The following is a 17304-nucleotide window of genomic DNA, read 5'->3' as shown; positions in this document are numbered from 1 at the left end:
CCGTAACAACATGCGTACTAGCCAATATCTGCTCTCCACTCTGAAGGAGACACCTGCCGACGCCGAAGTCATCAGCCACCAGCTGATGCTGCGCGCCGGGATGATCCGCAAGCTGGCCTCCGGGTTATACACCTGGCTGCCGACCGGCGTGCGCGTCCTGAAAAAAGTCGAAAACATCGTGCGTGAAGAAATGAACAACGCCGGTGCGATCGAGGTGTTGATGCCGGTCGTTCAGCCTTCTGAACTGTGGGAAGAGAGCGGTCGTTGGGAACAGTACGGCCCGGAACTGCTGCGTATCGCAGACCGTGGCGATCGTTCATTCGTACTCGGCCCAACGCATGAAGAAGTCATCACCGACCTGATCCGTAATGAGCTGAGCTCTTACAAACAGCTGCCGCTGAACTTCTATCAGATCCAGACGAAATTCCGTGACGAAGTTCGCCCACGATTCGGCGTGATGCGTTCCCGCGAATTCCTGATGAAAGATGCGTACTCTTTCCATACTTCTCAGGAATCTCTGCAGGAAACTTACGACGCGATGTATGCCGCGTACAGCAAAATCTTTAGCCGTATGGGCCTGGATTTCCGCGCAGTACAGGCTGATACCGGATCTATCGGCGGTAGCGCTTCTCACGAATTCCAGGTACTGGCACAGAGCGGCGAAGATGACGTTGTATTCTCCGACAGCTCCGATTTTGCTGCCAACATCGAATTTGCTGAAGCCGTTGCGCCGAAAGAGCCGCGCGCAGCAGCAACTCAGGAAATGACGCTGGTTGATACTCCGAACGCCAAAACCATCGCCGAACTGGTTGAGCAGTTCAACCTGCCTATCGAAAAAACCGTGAAAACCCTGCTGGTGAAAGCGGTTGAAGGTAGCAGCTACCCGCTGGTTGCTCTGCTGGTTCGCGGCGATCACGAGCTGAACGAAGTCAAAGCAGAAAAACTGCCGCAGGTTGCCAGCCCGCTGACTTTTGCTACTGAAGAAGAAATCCGTGCCGTCGTGAAAGCAGGTCCGGGTTCGCTCGGTCCGGTGAACATGCCGATTCCCGTAGTTATCGACCGTACCGTTGCGGTAATGAGCGATTTTGCCGCCGGCGCCAACATCGACGGTAAGCACTATTTCGGTATTAACTGGGATCGTGATGTTGCAACTCCGGAAGTGGCAGATATCCGTAACGTGGTCGCCGGCGACCCGAGCCCGGACGGCAAAGGTACGCTGATGATCAAACGCGGTATCGAAGTCGGCCACATCTTCCAGTTGGGTACCAAGTACTCTGAAGCGATGAAAGCCGCCGTACAGGGCGAAGATGGTCGTAACCAGATCCTGACCATGGGTTGCTACGGTATCGGGGTCACTCGCGTGGTTGCTGCTGCTATTGAGCAGAATTTTGACGATCGCGGCATCGTATGGCCAGACGCCATTGCCCCGTTCCAGGTCGCGATTTTGCCGATGAACATGCACAAGTCCTACCGCGTGCAGGAACTGGCTGAGAAGCTGTACGCTGAGCTGCGCGCACAGGGCATCGAAGTGCTGATGGACGATCGTAAAGAGCGTCCGGGCGTGATGTTTGCCGATATGGAGCTGATCGGTGTTCCGCACACTATCGTGCTCGGCGACCGTAACCTCGATAACGATGATATTGAATACAAATATCGTCGTAACGGCGAGAAACAGCTGATTAAAACCGGCGACATCGTTGACTACCTGGTGAAAGCCATTAAAGGCTAATACCGGCAAAAGGCCCTGAGGATCAGGGCCTTTTTTACATCAATTAATTACATCCTTTACCGGGGATAAATTTCGCATCTTTATCCGCCATCAGCGTTTTCACTTTCTCGCCAGTGTCCGGGTTCGCCTCCATTGTGAAATGCGCTTCCAGCGTCAGCAATACAGATTGCCCGTTTTCCGCGCGCGCGGCTAAATAGTCCCGCTCAAGCTGGGCGTTATTCGCCACTGGCATCCGCTTACCCGTTGCGCAGTCGGTAAAGATTGCCGCATCAGCCATATAGAAGTACATTCCCCGCATCGGCATTGGCGTCACCGGTAAACTGGCGGAAACTGGCTGGAGGGTGTAGTTGAACTGCGACTCTATCGGATTACCTTCACGATCGAGCATTTCCAGCGCCTCGCCTTTTGCCCGGTAGTACGACTTTTCACCTTTGCTGTCGGTCAGCACCAGCTTATCAGCCGTACGCGCCCACGAGCCATATGAAGCAAACGAAGACGGTTCATCACGTACGCCCTGATAGCGTTCGTTCATTACCCATGTTCCATCTTTTTCCAGGAACAAAGAAGTTTCAATCCCTTCGCAGTCAGCGCAAGGCAAGATGCCACGCCAGCTTTGCTGCATCGGTTTTAATTCTGCCGCTTGCGTCGGTTGCAAAGCATCGACTTCAGAGCGGTTGTTACAGCCGATCAAGGCAAAGAGTGTAAATACAGCTGCTAATGACAGTATTGCTGTTTTCACCACAGATTCCTTCTCAATATTGTATTCCCATTCGTCAGTCCTGTGGGCGACGAACTTTCCCGCGCAGTGCCTTCACAGTGGACTTTTGCGCCTTCGATGACAATCTGCGTTCTTTTGAAGCGCGAGTCGGGCGCGTAGCCTGCCTACTTTTCTGCACTGCGGTTAATTCTTTTATCACCGCCACCAGTCGGGAGATTGCCGCTTCCCGGTTCAATTCCTGGCTACGGTATTCCTGCGCCTTAATAATAATCACGCCATCGCCTGTAATCAGATGATGACTGGCAGCCAACAGGCGTTCCTTGTAATACTCTGGCAGCCCAGAGGCCCGAATGTCAAAGCGCAAATGGATAGCCGTCGAAGTCTTATTAACGTGCTGTCCACCTGCACCCTGTGCCCGAATCGCCGTGATTTCCAGCTCGTTATCTGGGATAGAGACATTTCGGGAGATAACAATCATGAACGCGGTTGCCACGTGGTCAGGTGAATTTCCAGATTATTCTGAGAATCAGACAGCCAGATAGCGCCATCCTGAATAGTCGCCTGTAGCGCCATTGTACGACCGGCAAAGTCACTCAGTTGCGCCAGTTGTTCATCATCCAGATACCACACGGTAAGATTCTTAAACTGCGCGCATTTGCTTTGGTTCTGCTGCCACCAGATTTGCGCTGCACGGCTGTTATAGGCAAACAAAGCGACTTCAGCAGACTGGGTACACGCCTTCTTAATGCGACGCTCATCCGGCAAGCCGAGTTCAATCCAGAGATCAATGCCCAGGTGGTCGTTGCGCAACCATGCTTCGGGTTCGTCTTCAGCGCTTAAACCCCGTGTGAATTGCAGCCGCTCGTCAGCATATTTAATCCATGCCAACAGACGCAACATCATGCGTTCCTGGGTTTCTGAAGGGTGACGCGCCAGCGTCAATGTCGCGTCAAGGAACTGGTTGCGGTCAAGATCCGCTACGTTGACGACGGCTTTATAAATTGTCGCTTTAAGCGCCATGAGAGAACTCCTTTCGAATCAGGCGCACATTGTAGCGAAAACTGCGGCAAAAGGCTGCTAACTGCTCCTCTATCAAGGCGCTGATATTGCTTGAATGAGTATGGTATAGTCACCTTGCTAAACAGAGTTTATCTTCGTAGGCTTAGACTTGCATCCACGGTTAAGTCAGAGTGCTGACAGGAGGGCATGTGGAAAAATATTGTGAGTTAATACGCAAGCGGTACGCGGAAATCGCCAGCGGAGACTTAGGGTATATCCCGGATGCGCTGGGTTGCGTATTGAAGGTGCTTAATGAAGTGGCGGCAGACAGCGCCCTTCCAGAGTCGGTCAGGGAAAAAGCGGCGTATGCTGCCGCGAACTTACTGGTGAGCGATTATGTCAATGAATGAAACGTATCAACCCATCAACTGTGATGATTACGACAATCTTGAACTCGCCTGCCAGCACCATTTGTTACTGACGCTGACGCTCAAAGATGGCGAAGTTCTACAGGCAAAAGCAAATGACCTGGTTTCCCGCAAAAACGTGGAGTATCTGGTCGCAGATGTCGCAGGTGAAACCCGGGAGCTTCGTCTCGACAAAATTGCCAGTTTCAGTCACCCGCAAATTGGTACCGTGGTGGTCAGCGAATCTTAACTTTTTTTCGCCTTATCCGGCCTACTTTCCATGTGATACGTAGGCCTGTTAAGCGCATCACCATCAGGCATGCCATACCAGACTCACGCCTTCTTCGCCTTCCGCCGCCCCCTCACGCGTCACGAAAACACCCGCAGCCGCAATCAACGTTTCGCCGTAAAACAGCAGCGGTGTGATATCTCGTCGCCAGGGCGGGATCCCCTGCTCCTGCCAGATTTTCTTTAATTTCCGTCCGCCGTTACGCCCGACAATATGCAATACCCCTGGCGCTTTAAAACGGATACTGACGACTTCATCCGCTTGCGGCAAGCGCAAATCACCCGCAGAGATTAACTGAACCGAACCCAATCCGGCAGGCAGCGCCAACGGTGTTTTCCACTCTAACCACGGGATAACAGTTTCGCTTTGCCCATCGACTGACTTCACCCACCACAGCTGTGACTGATAACGACGGACCTCGTACTCCCCGAGGCGAAAACTTGGTGACGCATCTTCCCGAGCCAGCGCCACTTCCTGCCAGATACGTTCCAGCCCATCACGGGAAGGCATCGGCGCATTTAACCCCGCCAGCCAGCGACGAAGCAGCGCGGCACGCCGCACGCCGCTCATCATCATTAATGGCGTCAGTAACAGTGTTCCGCGGGATGTGATGCAATCGGCTAAATCGCTGGCCAGCAGTTCATCCAGTAAACTCTCCTGCTCAGCGCACAGCGCAGCGCTGCGGGCAACGGCTTGCGCGAAGTGCGGCCAGCGCTGTTGGAGCAATGGGGTAACGCGCAATCTGAGGAAATTGCGATCGTAGGTATCATCCTGATTACTTTCATCTTCTATCCAGCATAATTTATGCTGTCGCGCCCATGCTTCAAGCGCTTCTCGCGTTTGCGCCAGCAACGGTCGAATCAGTTGAGTTCCGGCAAACGGTGAGCTTTCCCCCATGGCGGAAAGTCCGGCAGGACCGCTGCCGCGCTTAAGCGCCAGCAGGAATGTTTCACACTGGTCATCCAGATGCTGAGCGGTCATCAGCACCTCGCCCGGTAGTAAGGTCTGCGCAAAGGCCTGATAGCGCGCGCGTCGAGCCTGCGCTTCGATGCCCAGGCCATCATCCTCAAGATGGACCCGTTCAACCACCAGCGGCACCTGCCACTGCGCACATACCGACTCACAGTGCTGTACCCAACTGTCTGCGTGCGGGCTTAATCCGTGATGAATATGGATTGCGCGTAGGGCGACATCAGGATGCTGCGCTCGCCACAGCACCAACTGATGCAGTAGTACGGTAGAGTCGAGGCCGCCGCTAAAGGCAACGAGGATCGCGTTAGTGTTCAGAAGTGAAGTGTTCAGTGTAAGTGTCGTCATAATGATTGCTTACAATAGCATTGCCCGGCACGTTACCGGGCTAACGCCACAATGACAAGCCTTACAGCTCGTACAATTCAAGCGGTAATCCGTCTGGATCGTTAAAAAACGTAAAGCGTTTGCCGGTAAACGGATCGATGCGCACCGGCTCACATTTCACATGATGGGCTTCAAGATGAGCAATCGACTTTTCCACATCCTCGACGCTGAACGCCAGATGGCGTAAACCGCAGGCTTCCGGTCGACTCGGGCGGCAAGGCGGAAACGGAAAAGAAAACAGCTCAATCACGTACTGGCCGTTCAACGCCAGATCGCCTTTCCAGGAGTCACGCTCTTCCCGGTAGGCTTCGCTCATTAACGTGAAACCTAATACATCGCAGTAAAATGCCTTACTGGCCCTGTAGTCCGTCGCAATAATGGCAATATGGTGAACCTGTTTTAACCCCAGCATGCTCTTCGCCTCTTTAATTTTACTCTCAGCACGTTACTCGTGCGCAACGGGTTCAGGCAAGTCGTTATGCCATTTTCAGGACTCTCACACGATACACGCCGTCCTCACCCAGTTTAGCGCCATGGATATCGGTTTCAAATCCAGGGTAGCGCTGCCCCACCGAGCACAGCATCAGCAGGAAATCGAGTACAGCGCGGCTTTTGGCAGTGATCATTTCTCCGGGCATCAGCAGCGGCACACCGGGAGGGTAAGGCAGGATCATATTGGCGGAAACGCGCCCCACCAGTTGATCAAGCGTTACCGTTTCGACCTCTCCTTTGATCTGCCGCTGCCAGGCCTGGTGAGGTGTCATTTTCATTTCCGGTAAGGTATCAAATGCCCGCAGCATCAGCCCGGAGAGATCGTGCTGACGGATCAGATTGTGGATCCCCTGCGCCAGCTCCTGAATACGCATATTACGATAGAAATCAGGATCTTCGGCATACAGATCCGGCAGCATATTTTTCACGCGTAAATTCAGGTCGTATGAACGTTTAAATTCCGTCAGGCCACGTAGCAGCCCCATCGCCCGGGTTTTATCAATACCAATGCTGAACAGGAACAACAGGTTATACGGTCCCGTTTTCTCGACGACGACGCCGCGTTCATCGAGGAATTTAGCCACCAGCGCTGCGGGGATCCCCTCTTCGCTCATATTTCCCTGTTCATCCATTCCCGGCGTCAGAATGGTCACTTTCACCGGGTCGAGGAACATGTGGTCGGCGTCAGCATCGACAAATCCGTGCCAGTCTTCACCTGGCGCTACCGGCCAGCACTCTGCTTCATCCACCCTTTCCGGCTGCCAGATGTCAAAGAACCAGCCATCTGACTCTTCGCGTAGCCGCTGCACTTCTTTACGGAAATGCAGCGCCCGTTCCACCGAACGATTGATTAACCGCTTGCCTGAATTGCCACGCAGCATTGCCGCCGCCGTTTCTATCGATGCCACAATCGGGTAGCTCGGAGACGTGGAGGTGTGCATCATAAAGGCTTCGTTGAACGTGTCTTCATCATAGTCGCCCTTAATGTGGATCAGCGAAGCCTGTGACAACGCCGCCAGCATCTTGTGGGTGGACTGGGTTTCAAAAATCACCTTTCCCGGTACCCGTTCGCCGCTCATCCCGCTTTTCCCCTGATAGATCGGATGAAAATGGGTATACGGCACCCAGGCTGAATCAAAATGGATGGAGGGCACATCCAGCGTTTGTTTGATCCAGTTGGTGTTATATAACAGGCCATCATAGGTGGAGTTGGTGATCACCGCGTGGACCGGCCATTGCGCCTGATTGGTTTCCTCAACTTTGCGTTCAATGCTTGCGTGGGTAAATTCCCGACGGGGTATACCGCCGAGGATCCCCAGCGCATTGCGCGTCGGCTTCAGCCAGATTGGCACCACATCACTCATCATCAGCAAATGCGCCAGTGACTTATGGCAGTTGCGGTCAATCAGGAGCGTACTGCCTGCAGGTGCAGCATACATGCCGACAATCTTGTTCGATGTCGAGGTGCCGTTGGTCACCATATAGCTCTGCTCGGCACCAAAAGTACGCGCGATGTATTCCTCTGCTTCCAGATGCGGACCGGTATGATCCAGCAACGAGCCCAGCTCGGTCACCGAAATGGACACGTCGGCCTTCAGCGTATTGCCGCCAAAGAAATCATAGAACAGGCAACCGACCGGGCTTTTCTGGTATGCCGTTCCCGCCATGTGCCCAGGCGTGCAGAAGGTATACTTCCCTTCCTTCACATAGGTAAACAGCGCTTTGGTAAAAGGTGGCGTAATGTTGTCGAGATATTCATTGGTGTACTGGCGAATACGCGTAGCAATATCGTCAGACTGGCCCAATGCGTACTCAAAGAACCACAGCGCCATGCGCAGGTCGTGTGCGCTGACATCCATCGTCGAATGGGTATTAATAAAAGCGTAGAGCGGGAGATACTCATTGAGCTGATTGATGTCACTGCACAGATCCAGACTGTATTCATCCCAGTCAAAAATGACGCCGCAAATTCGCGGGTTATGCTCGATAAACTTCAGCAGGTCGACGCTATTCTGCGGCCAGATAATCTGAAATCCCTGCTGCTGCAGCGCACGTTCAAGTTCCTTGATGGGCTCATCTTTATAAAAGACGCCATGCGGTCCCATGATGGCAATGATATTCATGCGTTCCTCCTGGAAAAACCTTAGTTAAGCATAGCCTGGTCAAACTGCAGGTAAAAAAAAGGGCCACAGCGTTGTGGCCCTTTTCAGAATTAATGCAGTTTACGCGTAACCATAGCTCATCAGACGCTGGTAACGACGGTTTTTCAAATCTTCTTTGCTTAACACGTCGAGATCGGCGAGATCGGCCAGCAGCTGTGCTTTCAGGGATGCAGCCATCACTTCCGGGTTACGATGGGCGCCGCCCAACGGTTCCGGGATGATAGAGTCAATCAGCTTCAGCTCTTTCAGACGCGGGGCGATGATGCCCATCGCTTCTGCGGCCAGCGGCGCTTTGTCGGCGCTTTTCCACAAAATGGAGGCGCAGCCTTCCGGAGAGATAACGGAATAGGTGCTGTACTGCAGCATATTCACTTTATCGCCTACGCCGATCGCCAGCGCGCCGCCGGAGCCACCTTCACCGATAACGGTACAGATAACCGGCACGCTCAGACGCGACATTTCACGCAGGTTGCGCGCAATCGCTTCAGACTGGCCACGCTCTTCCGCGCCCACGCCCGGGTATGCCCCTGGGGTGTCGATGAAGGTAATGATCGGCATGTTGAAGCGCTCGGCCATTTCCATCAGGCGCAGCGCTTTGCGATAACCTTCCGGCGCTGGCATGCCGAAATTACGACGGATTTTTTCTTTGGTCTCACGGCCTTTCTGATGACCAATGATCATCACCGGACGGCCATCCAGACGCGCGATGCCGCCGACGATAGCTTTATCATCCGCATAGGCACGATCGCCCGCCAGCTCATCAAATTCATCAAATGCCAGGCGGACATAATCCAGGGTGTACGGACGCTGTGGATGGCGCGCCAATTGGGCTACCTGCCATGCGCCAAGATCGGCGAAGATTTTACGCGTCAGTTCTACGCTTTTTTCACGCAGACGATGCACTTCTTCATCGATGTTAATATCCAGTTTCTCATCCTGACGGCTAACCGCAGTCAGAGAATCGATTTTTGCTTCCAGCTCTGCAATCGGCTGTTCAAAATCAAGGAAATTCAGACTCATAGTATTCCTGTATTAGTCAAACTCCAGTTCCACCTGCTCCGAACCAATAAGGCCACGGAGATCGTTTAGCAAACGATCGCTCGGAGAGACACGCCACGTTGCGCCAAAACGCAAACGCGCACGCGCATCCGCCCTCTGATAGTAGAGATGTACTGGAATTGTCCCCGAGCGGTGGGGTTCCAGAGACTGACGGAGTCGGTTTAAAAGCTGGTCATCAATTTGCCTGTCCGTCAGCGAGATAGCAAGCCCGCGAGCATATTTTTCCCGGGCTTCGTCAATATCCATGACTTCACGGGCCATCATTTTAAGCCCGCCGCTGAAGTCATCAAAGCTGACCTGTCCGCTGACGATAAGTATGCGGTCTTTTTCCAGCAATTGCTGGTATTTATCCAGAGCATCGGTAAATAACATCACTTCCAGACGCCCGGAACGGTCATCCAGTGTACAGATGCCGATACGATTGCCGCGCTTGGTGACCATTACCCGCGCAGCAATGACGAGCCCCGCAGCCGTGGTGACTTTACCACGTTCTGTCGGATGCATGTCTTTCAGCCTGTGGCCTCCAACATAGCGCTCAATTTCTTTTAAATACTGATTGATAGGGTGTCCCGTCAGGTAAAGACCTAACGTTTCACGCTCACCGTCTAATACCACCTGCTCCGGCCACGGCGTACAGTTGGCATAAGACTGTTCAATTTGTTCCGGCTCTTCCGCCAGTACGCCAAACATATCAGCCTGACCAATTGCCTCGGCTTTCGCATGCTGATCGGCGGCTTTTAGGGCATCGCTGAGCGAGTTCATCAACGCCGCGCGATGCGGGCCAAGGCGGTCAAACGCCCCGGACATGATTAGCTTTTCCAGCACCCGGCGGTTGAGTTTTTTGATATCCGTACGCGCACAGAGATCAAACAGCTCGCGGAAGTAACCACCTTCATTTCGCGCCTCAATAATAGCTTCAATTGGCCCTTCACCCACGCCTTTTATCGCGCCGATGCCGTAGACAATCTCGCCATCATCATTCACGTGAAAATGATAAAGCCCGGAGTTGATGTCCGGCGGCAGGATTTTGAGCCCCATGCGCCAGCATTCATCCACCAGTCCGACGACTTTCTCTGTGTTATCCATATCGGCGGTCATTACCGCCGCCATAAACTCGGCAGGATAATGCGCCTTCAGCCACAGCGTCTGGTAAGAAACCAGCGCATAGGCAGCGGAGTGCGATTTGTTAAATCCGTAACCGGCGAATTTCTCCACCAGGTCAAAGATTTTCATCGCCAGTTCGCCGTCTACGCCGCGCTTTTTCGCCCCTTCTTCAAAGGTGCCGCGCTGCTTGGCCATCTCTTCCGGCTTTTTCTTACCCATCGCACGACGCAGCATATCCGCGCCGCCAAGGGTGTATCCGGACAGCTCCTGGGCAATCTGCATAACCTGTTCCTGATACAGGATAATGCCGTAGGTCGGCTCCAGTACCGGTTTCAGACACTCATGCTGCCATTGTACGTCCGGGTAGGAAATCTCTTCACGGCCATGCTTACGGTCGATAAAGTTATCTACCATCCCTGACTGTAGCGGACCCGGTCGGAACAGGGCCACCAGGGCTATCATATCTTCGAAGCAGTCAGGCTGCAGACGTTTGATCAGATCTTTCATGCCGCGGGATTCAAGCTGGAAGACGGCTGTTGTCTCCGAGCGTTGCAGCATGTCGAAGCTTTTCTTGTCGTCCAGCGGAATCGCGGCGATATCCAGCGGCGGTTCGCCGTTCTTCTCACGGCGCGCGTTGATCATCTCCAGCGCCCAGTTAATGATGGTGAGCGTACGCAGACCGAGGAAGTCGAATTTCACCAGACCGGCGTATTCCACGTCGTTCTTATCAAACTGGGTAACCGGGTGCAGCCCCTGCTCATCGCAGTACAGCGGCGCAAAATCGGTAATTTTGGTCGGTGCGATAACCACGCCACCGGCGTGCTTACCCGCGTTACGCGTGACACCTTCCAGCTTGCGCGCCATATCAATAAGCGCTCTAACCTCTTCATCTGCCTCATAGATTTCCGGCAGTTGAGGTTCGGCTTCAAAGGCTTTAGCCAGCGTCATGCCCGGATCGGGCGGCACCAGTTTCGAAATACGGTCAACAAAGCCATACGGGTGACCCAGTACGCGGCCCACGTCGCGGATAACCGCTTTTGCCGCCATCGTACCGAAGGTAATAATCTGCGAAACCGCATCACGACCGTACATTTCCGCCACGTGTTCGATGACCTGGTCGCGTTTCTCCATACAGAAGTCAACGTCGAAGTCGGGCATTGAGACACGTTCCGGGTTCAGGAAACGTTCGAACAGCAGGTCGAATTCCAGCGGATCAAGGTCGGTAATTTTCAGCGCGTAGGCCACCAGCGAGCCTGCACCGGAACCACGTCCAGGGCCTACCGGTACACCGTTATCTTTCGACCACTGGATAAATTCCATTACGATCAGGAAGTAACCCGGGAAGCCCATCTGGTTGATAACTTTAAGTTCAACTTCCAGACGTTCATCATAAGGCGGGCGCTTCTGCGCGCGAACTTCAGGATCGGGGAACAAAAATTCCAGACGTTCTTCCAGGCCTTCACGCGATTTCGCGACGAGGAAATCCTCGGTGGTCATGTCGCCAGTCGGGAACTGCGGCAGGAAGTATTCACCCAGGCGCACCGTCACGTTGCAACGTTTAGCAATCTCGACGGTGTTTTCCAGCGCTTCCGGGATATCGGAGAACAGCTCGCACATCTCATCTTCGCTGCGCATGTACTGCTGCGGCGAATAGTTACGCGGGCGTTTGGGATCATCAAGGGTGAATCCGTCGTGGATTGCTACGCGGATTTCATGCGCGTCAAAGTCACCGGTTTCAAGGAAGCGAACATCGTTGGTCGCGACCACCGGCAGGCCGCGTGTTTCGGCCAGCGCTACCGCAGCATGCAGGTAATTTTCTTCATCCTGTCGACCGGTACGGATCAGCTCAAGGAAGTAGCAATCAGGGAAATGCTCTTCATAAAACGCCACGCACTCGTCGACCAGTGCGTTGTTCCCACGCAACAGGCTGCGTCCGACGTCGCCCATACGGCCGCCGGAAAGCAAGATTAACCCGTCTTTTAGCTCAACCAGCCAGTCTCTGTCGATCACCGGCCCTTCTGCGCCATAGCCGCGCTGATAGGCTTTTGATATCAACAACGTCAGGTTCTGGTAGCCCGTATTATTAGCAGCCAGTACAGTCAGTTGCGTGAGTTCATCACCCAATAGTTCGCTACGGACATGAAAATCTGCGCCAACAATCGGCTTAATACCTGCGCCATGACCCGCTCCGTAAAACTTCACCAGACCACACAGGTTGGTAAAATCGGTGATCGCCAGCGCAGGCATGCCCAACGCGGCCGCCTTTTTCACCAGCGGCCCGGTTTTCGCCAGCCCATCGATCATGGAGTAGTCGCTGTGCACCCGCAGGTGGACGAAACGAGGTTCAGACATCTTCAGATTCCTTCGACACAAGAATCAGGACGTGAGTCCCAGTGCGCGTTTGACGGGGCCAAAACTACGGCGATGGTGCTCTGTTGCGCCATGCAGTGCCAACTTTTTCAGATGAAAAGCGGTCGGATAACCTTTGTGCTGTGCAAAGCCATACTGCGGGAAAACCGTATCCAGCGCCGCCATTTCAGCGTCACGGGTGACTTTTGCCAGTATCGACGCAGCGCTAATCTCCGCCACGCGGCTATCACCTTTGACCACCGCCATTGACGGCATCGGTAATGCCGGGCAACGATTGCCGTCAATCAGTACGTATTCCGGCGCAATATGCAAACCCGCAACCGCACGCTGCATCGCCAGCATGGTGGCATGCAAAATGTTCAGCTCGTCGATTTCATGCGGTTCCGCACGACCCAAACTCCAGCTTAACGCTTTTTCTTTGATTTCATCGTAAAGTGACAGACGACGCTTTTCCGACAGTTTTTTTGAGTCGTTCAGACCAATAATAGGACGAGCCGGATCCAGAATGACCGCGGCAGTCACTACCGCGCCAACCAATGGACCACGTCCAACTTCATCCACACCCGCTACCAAATGCGTATGTGGATAAACAAATTCAATCATTGTGCTAACTCCAGGACTGCATCCGCCGCCTGCTCATCCGCATTGCAACGGATCTGCTGGTGCAATTCGCGGAACGTGTCGTGCATCGCATGGCTGGTTTTACCGTTCGCCAACAGAGGCAGCAACGCGTGCGCCAGCGCCTGCGGCTCACATTCATCCTGCAACAGCTCTTTAACCAGTTCTCTTCCCGCTAGCAGGTTAGGTAGCGAAACGTAATCAGTCTTCACCAGACGTTTTGCCAACCAGAAAGTGAAAGGTTTCATACGGTAGCCAACCACCATCGGGCATTTCGCCAGCATACATTCCAGTGCAGCCGTGCCAGAGGCCAACAGCGCAGCATCACTGGCGACCATTGCTTCGCGTCCCATTCCATTGAGCATATGCACGGAAAGTTCCGGGGCAACCTCAGCCTTGATACGTTCAAATTGCTCGCGCCGTTTGGCATTGACCAACGGCACGACGACTTCGAGATCCGGATAATGCTGACGTAATAGCTGCGCCGTTTTCAGAAAATCGGCGCTGAGCATCTCCACTTCTGCACCGCGACTCCCAGGCAAAAGCGCCAGGCAGTGAGCATCATGAGGAATGCCTAACACATCACGCGCTGCGTTTTTATCCGGATCCAGCGGCATGGCATCCGCCATAGTGTGGCCGATGAAGCGGCACGGGACGTTAAATTTGTCATAAAACGCTTTTTCGAAAGGCAGAAAGGCCAGCACCATATTGGTGGATCTGCCTATTTTGAAAACGCGTTTCTGTCGCCACGCCCATACAGAGGGGCTGACGTAATGAATGGTTTTTATGCCCTGCGATTTCAGGTTGCCTTCGAGGGTAATGTTGAAATCAGGCGCATCAATGCCAACGAAAACATCCGGCTTTAAGTCGGTAAATCGGCGAGTGAGATCGGCACGAATATGCAGTAAACGGCGCAGGCGCCCGAGCACTTCTACAATGCCCATTACTGCCAGTTCTTCCATTTCGTACCAGGCTTCACAACCTTCCGCCTGCATCAATGGACCCGCAACGCCAACAAACCGCGCATTGGGAACACGGGCCTTGAGTGCACGAATTAAACCGGCACCAAGAATATCGCCGGAGGTTTCTCCGGCGACAAGGGCAATCGTTAAAGGACGCTGCTCAGTCATTAACGAATCAGACCACGCGTTGAGCGTTCAAAGAAGTCACTAAAAGCCTGAACATCGGGGTACTGCTTCGCCAGTTCGGCGATTTCCGGTTTCACTTCCTCAAGCGTTTTACCGCTGCGGTACAGCGCTTTATAGGCGTTGCGGATCGCAGTAATGGCTTCACGGGTGAATCCGCGACGCTTCAGACCTTCGATGTTAACGCCAAATGGCGTCGCGTGGTTACCCTGGGCGATAACGTATGGCGGGACGTCCTGGGCTACGCCAGAGCAGCCACCCACCATCACGTGTGCACCAATAATGCAGAACTGATGCACCGCGGTCATGCCGCCGATGATAACAAAATCATCAAGCGAAACATGTCCGGCAAGTGTCGCGTTATTCGCCAGAATGCAACGGTTACCTACCGTACAATCATGCGCAACGTGTGCGTTAATCATCAGTAAGTTATCGCTGCCCACCTTCGTCAACCCACCGCCTTGCACTGTGCCACGATGAATGGTGACGCTTTCGCGAATGCGGTTGCGATCGCCAATTTCCACACGGGTCGGTTCACCAGCATATTTCAGGTCCTGGTTCACTTCACCGATGGAGGCAAACTGATAAATCTCGTTATCGCGACCAATTTTTGTATGGCCATTCACGACAACGTGAGACTTCAGTACGGTACCCTCACCAATTTCAACATGGGGTCCAACAATACAAAATGGGCCAATGTGAGCATTAGCGCCAATGCTGGCGCCGTCTTCGACAATGGCTGTTGGGTGAATAAAGGCGGATTTATCAATCACGTATCAGGCCTCCCGGCTACGGGCACACATCATCGTTGCTTCGCACACAACTTTACCGTCGACCAGTGCAACCCCTTTGAAACGGGTCAGGCCGCGGCGCGTTTTCTCGAAAGTCACTTCCATGATCATCTGATCGCCAGGCACGACGGGACGCTTAAAGCGTGCTTCATCAATACCAGCGAAATAATACAGTTCGCCCGGTTCCAGTTTTCCTACGCTTTTAAACGCCAGAATACCCGTGGCCTGCGCCATCGCTTCCAGAATCAACACGCCAGGAAAAATCGGTTTACCCGGGAAGTGGCCCTGAAAGAAAGGCTCGTTAACGGATACATTTTTCACTGCGCGCAGAAAACGACCTTCTTCAAAATCCAGCACGCGGTCTACCAGTAAAAACGGAAAACGGTGCGGCAGAAGTTCTAAAATCTCTTCAATATGCAGAGTATGAGTGTTAGTAGTCAAAATACTCTTCCTGTCAAAATATACTAAAAGGCAATAATAACACGGCCTGTCGCAATCGTATGAATGGGACAGGCCGAAAAGTCAGACATGCAAAGACGGTGCTTTAGTCTTGTTGATTAACCTTGCGCTCAATCGCTTTGAGGCGCTTGCTCATATCATCAATGTTCATCACCAGTGCAGCTGTTTTACGCCATACCTTGTTGGGTTGTAGCGGAATGCCTGAGGAGTAGACGCCCGGTTCAGTGATAGGACGCATCACCATACCCATGCCAGTTACCGTGACTTTGTCGCATATTTCCATATGCCCATTAATCACGCTGGCGCCGCCAATCATGCAGTAACGGCCAATCTTCAGGCTACCCGCCATAATGACGCCACCGGCTACAGCCGTATTGTCGCCAATCACGACGTTATGCGCAATCTGGCACTGGTTATCAATGATAACACCATTACCGATCACGGTATCGTCCAGCGCACCACGGTCAATGGTGGTACATGCGCCAATCTCAACACGATCGCCAATAATCACGCGACCAAGCTGCGGGATCTTCACCCAGTTACCGCGATCGTTCGCGTAACCAAATCCGTCGGATCCGACAACGGTGCTGGACTGGATCAGGCAATTTTCACCGATCTGAATGTCGTGGTAAATCGTCACATTCGCCCACAAGCGTGAACCTGCGCCGATTTTTGTGTTTTTTCCAACGAAGCAACCTGCGCCGATAACCACGTTATCGCCCAGTTCTACGCCAGACTCAATGACCGCATTCGCGCCCACAGAAACATTGTTACCCAACTTCGCCGTCGCATCGATTACTGCACTCGGTGCAATATTTTGCGCAGGCTGAGGCGTGGTATCTAAAATTTGCGCCATTCGTGCATAGGTCAGGTAGGGATTCTTCACTACCAGCACAGCACTCTTAGCAAATGGAAGGGAGTCCTGCGTCATCACAACGGCAGAAGCCTGGCATGCACTCAGGTGCTCACGGTACTTTGGATTCACCATGAACGTGATATTGCCAGTTTGCGCAGATTGCATGGACGCTACGCCGGTGATGACGATATCGCCATCACCGTGTAATTCTGCATCCAACTGCTCTGCTAAATCAGCCAGTCGAATTGAAGGCATTACTTATTTAACCTGTTTCAGTACGTCAGCGGTGATGTCTTTTACATCGCTGCTGTTGTATGCAACGGTGTTCGCGTCAACAACCAGATCGATGCTCTGGCTGCTCGCAACAGATTTCACAGCTGTCTGGATACGATTAACCAGCTTGCCGCGTTCTTCGTTAGAACGACGTTGACGATCCTGCTCGAAAGCCTGCGCTTTCTGAGAGAAAGTCTGGCGCTGAGCCATTACGTCTTTTTCCAGCTTGGTACGGTCGCTGCCTGCTTTCATTGATTGCAGACGCTGCATTTTAGATTGCAGGTCGGATTCCATACGCTGCAGTTCGCTGGCGCGGCCTTTGAACTCATTTTCCAGCGTAGTAGAAACACCCGTCTTCTGTGCAACCTGTTGGAACAGGCTACCCATGTTGACGATTGCAATTTTGTCAGCAGCCTGTGCGGACGTTGCCATCGCTAAACCGAGACCTGCAGCTAATAACCACTTTTTCACAATTAA

General features: G+C 53.2%; 17 protein-coding genes. 3 read left to right on the top strand and 14 right to left on the bottom strand.

Annotation, left to right across the window (positions count from 1 at the left end):
* The first annotated feature begins 10 nt into the window (after nucleotides 1-10).
* The gene (gene proS, locus AL515_RS06010) at nucleotides 11-1729 is read left to right on the top strand and encodes a proline--tRNA ligase (protein ID WP_061067289.1); all 1719 of its coding nucleotides are present in this window, start codon (nucleotides 11-13) and stop codon (nucleotides 1727-1729) included.
* A 43-nt stretch (nucleotides 1730-1772) separates the two neighbouring features.
* On the opposite strand, the gene nlpE is transcribed toward proS, so the two are convergent.
* The 3 genes from nlpE to AL515_RS05995 are packed head-to-tail and all read right to left on the bottom strand — an operon-like array spanning nucleotide 1773 to nucleotide 3467.
* Nucleotides 1773-2471 carry an envelope stress response activation lipoprotein NlpE gene (nlpE, locus tag AL515_RS06005; RefSeq protein WP_105242149.1) on the bottom strand — a complete coding sequence of 233 codons (699 nt, stop codon included), beginning with the start codon at nucleotides 2469-2471 and terminating at the stop codon, nucleotides 1773-1775.
* Between the two features lie 31 nt (nucleotides 2472-2502).
* Nucleotides 2503-2925, bottom strand: a complete 423-nt coding sequence (gene arfB / locus AL515_RS06000; protein WP_061067287.1) for an alternative ribosome rescue aminoacyl-tRNA hydrolase ArfB — start codon at nucleotides 2923-2925, stop codon at nucleotides 2503-2505.
* Entirely contained in the window at nucleotides 2922-3467 is a 546-nt protein-coding gene (locus AL515_RS05995) for a YaeQ family protein (RefSeq protein WP_061067286.1), read from the bottom strand. Before AL515_RS05995 ends, arfB begins: the two co-directional genes overlap by 4 nt.
* A 188-nt stretch (nucleotides 3468-3655) precedes the next feature.
* On the opposite strand from AL515_RS05995, the gene AL515_RS05990 reads away from it, so the two are divergent.
* Together AL515_RS05990 and rof are read left to right on the top strand one after the other, a co-directional pair.
* Nucleotides 3656-3856 (top strand): YaeP family protein, encoded by a 201-nt coding sequence (locus AL515_RS05990; RefSeq protein WP_003018499.1) that lies wholly within the window; start codon nucleotides 3656-3658, stop codon nucleotides 3854-3856.
* Nucleotides 3843-4103 (top strand): Rho-binding antiterminator, encoded by a 261-nt coding sequence (gene rof / locus AL515_RS05985; protein ID WP_061067285.1) that lies wholly within the window; start codon nucleotides 3843-3845, stop codon nucleotides 4101-4103. The genes AL515_RS05990 and rof overlap by 14 nt, the downstream gene beginning before the upstream one ends.
* 63 nt (nucleotides 4104-4166) lie before the next feature.
* On the opposite strand, the gene tilS is transcribed toward rof, so the two are convergent.
* The 11 genes from tilS to skp all read right to left on the bottom strand — a co-directional run bounded on the left by tilS (nucleotide 4167) and on the right by skp (nucleotide 17298).
* The gene (gene tilS, locus AL515_RS05980; protein WP_061067284.1) at nucleotides 4167-5459 is read right to left on the bottom strand and encodes a tRNA lysidine(34) synthetase TilS; all 1293 of its coding nucleotides are present in this window, start codon (nucleotides 5457-5459) and stop codon (nucleotides 4167-4169) included.
* A 61-nt stretch (nucleotides 5460-5520) separates the two neighbouring features.
* Nucleotides 5521-5910 carry a VOC family protein gene (locus AL515_RS05975; RefSeq protein ID WP_048212638.1) on the bottom strand — a complete coding sequence of 130 codons (390 nt, stop codon included), beginning with the start codon at nucleotides 5908-5910 and terminating at the stop codon, nucleotides 5521-5523.
* A 64-nt stretch (nucleotides 5911-5974) separates the two neighbouring features.
* Nucleotides 5975-8113 carry a lysine decarboxylase LdcC gene (gene ldcC / locus AL515_RS05970; protein ID WP_061067283.1) on the bottom strand — a complete coding sequence of 713 codons (2139 nt, stop codon included), beginning with the start codon at nucleotides 8111-8113 and terminating at the stop codon, nucleotides 5975-5977.
* A 99-nt stretch (nucleotides 8114-8212) separates the two neighbouring features.
* Nucleotides 8213-9172, bottom strand: a complete 960-nt coding sequence (gene accA / locus AL515_RS05965) for an acetyl-CoA carboxylase carboxyl transferase subunit alpha (protein ID WP_061067282.1) — start codon at nucleotides 9170-9172, stop codon at nucleotides 8213-8215.
* A 12-nt stretch (nucleotides 9173-9184) separates the two neighbouring features.
* Complete coding sequence (gene dnaE / locus AL515_RS05960) at nucleotides 9185-12667, bottom strand: DNA polymerase III subunit alpha (RefSeq protein WP_105242148.1); 3483 nt, start codon at nucleotides 12665-12667, stop codon at nucleotides 9185-9187.
* Nucleotides 12668-12691: 24 nt separating this feature from the next.
* The gene (gene rnhB / locus AL515_RS05955; protein ID WP_061067281.1) at nucleotides 12692-13288 is read right to left on the bottom strand and encodes a ribonuclease HII; all 597 of its coding nucleotides are present in this window, start codon (nucleotides 13286-13288) and stop codon (nucleotides 12692-12694) included.
* Complete coding sequence (lpxB, locus tag AL515_RS05950; RefSeq protein WP_061067280.1) at nucleotides 13285-14433, bottom strand: lipid-A-disaccharide synthase; 1149 nt, start codon at nucleotides 14431-14433, stop codon at nucleotides 13285-13287. Before lpxB ends, rnhB begins: the two co-directional genes overlap by 4 nt.
* The gene (gene lpxA, locus AL515_RS05945; RefSeq protein WP_005132096.1) at nucleotides 14433-15221 is read right to left on the bottom strand and encodes an acyl-ACP--UDP-N-acetylglucosamine O-acyltransferase; all 789 of its coding nucleotides are present in this window, start codon (nucleotides 15219-15221) and stop codon (nucleotides 14433-14435) included. Before lpxA ends, lpxB begins: the two co-directional genes overlap by 1 nt.
* A gap of 3 nt (nucleotides 15222-15224) precedes the next feature.
* The gene (fabZ, locus tag AL515_RS05940) at nucleotides 15225-15680 is read right to left on the bottom strand and encodes a 3-hydroxyacyl-ACP dehydratase FabZ (RefSeq protein ID WP_003018528.1); all 456 of its coding nucleotides are present in this window, start codon (nucleotides 15678-15680) and stop codon (nucleotides 15225-15227) included.
* Between the two features lie 103 nt (nucleotides 15681-15783).
* Entirely contained in the window at nucleotides 15784-16809 is a 1026-nt protein-coding gene (gene lpxD / locus AL515_RS05935) for a UDP-3-O-(3-hydroxymyristoyl)glucosamine N-acyltransferase (protein ID WP_040230032.1), read from the bottom strand.
* Nucleotides 16810-16812: 3 nt separating this feature from the next.
* Nucleotides 16813-17298 carry a molecular chaperone Skp gene (gene skp, locus AL515_RS05930; protein WP_005132103.1) on the bottom strand — a complete coding sequence of 162 codons (486 nt, stop codon included), beginning with the start codon at nucleotides 17296-17298 and terminating at the stop codon, nucleotides 16813-16815.
* Between the last annotated feature and the right edge of the window lie 6 nt (nucleotides 17299-17304).

It is taken from the genome of Citrobacter sp. FDAARGOS_156, assembly GCF_001559235.2.
GTDB classification, from domain to species: domain Bacteria; phylum Pseudomonadota; class Gammaproteobacteria; order Enterobacterales; family Enterobacteriaceae; genus Citrobacter; species Citrobacter youngae.
Note: the sequence above shows the minus strand (reverse complement) of the source record. Positions and strands in the feature narration are given on the sequence as shown.

Bases quoted from the DNA above. Each gene is read 5' to 3' on its own strand.
- proS (WP_061067289.1), top strand. From the start codon at position 11: ATGCGTACTAGCCAATATCTGCTCTCCACTCTGAAGGAGACACCTGCC.
- arfB (WP_061067287.1), bottom strand. From the start codon at position 2,925: ATGATTGTTATCTCCCGAAATGTCTCTATCCCAGATAACGAGCTGGAA.
- AL515_RS05995 (WP_061067286.1), bottom strand. From the start codon at position 3,467: ATGGCGCTTAAAGCGACAATTTATAAAGCCGTCGTCAACGTAGCGGAT.
- rof (WP_061067285.1), top strand. From the start codon at position 3,843: ATGTCAATGAATGAAACGTATCAACCCATCAACTGTGATGATTACGAC.
- tilS (WP_061067284.1), bottom strand. From the start codon at position 5,459: ATGACGACACTTACACTGAACACTTCACTTCTGAACACTAACGCGATC.
- AL515_RS05975 (WP_048212638.1), bottom strand. From the start codon at position 5,910: ATGCTGGGGTTAAAACAGGTTCACCATATTGCCATTATTGCGACGGAC.
- ldcC (WP_061067283.1), bottom strand. From the start codon at position 8,113: ATGAATATCATTGCCATCATGGGACCGCATGGCGTCTTTTATAAAGAT.
- accA (WP_061067282.1), bottom strand. From the start codon at position 9,172: ATGAGTCTGAATTTCCTTGATTTTGAACAGCCGATTGCAGAGCTGGAA.
- dnaE (WP_105242148.1), bottom strand. From the start codon at position 12,667: ATGTCTGAACCTCGTTTCGTCCACCTGCGGGTGCACAGCGACTACTCC.
- rnhB (WP_061067281.1), bottom strand. From the start codon at position 13,288: ATGATTGAATTTGTTTATCCACATACGCATTTGGTAGCGGGTGTGGAT.
- lpxB (WP_061067280.1), bottom strand. From the start codon at position 14,433: ATGACTGAGCAGCGTCCTTTAACGATTGCCCTTGTCGCCGGAGAAACC.
- lpxD (WP_040230032.1), bottom strand. From the start codon at position 16,809: ATGCCTTCAATTCGACTGGCTGATTTAGCAGAGCAGTTGGATGCAGAA.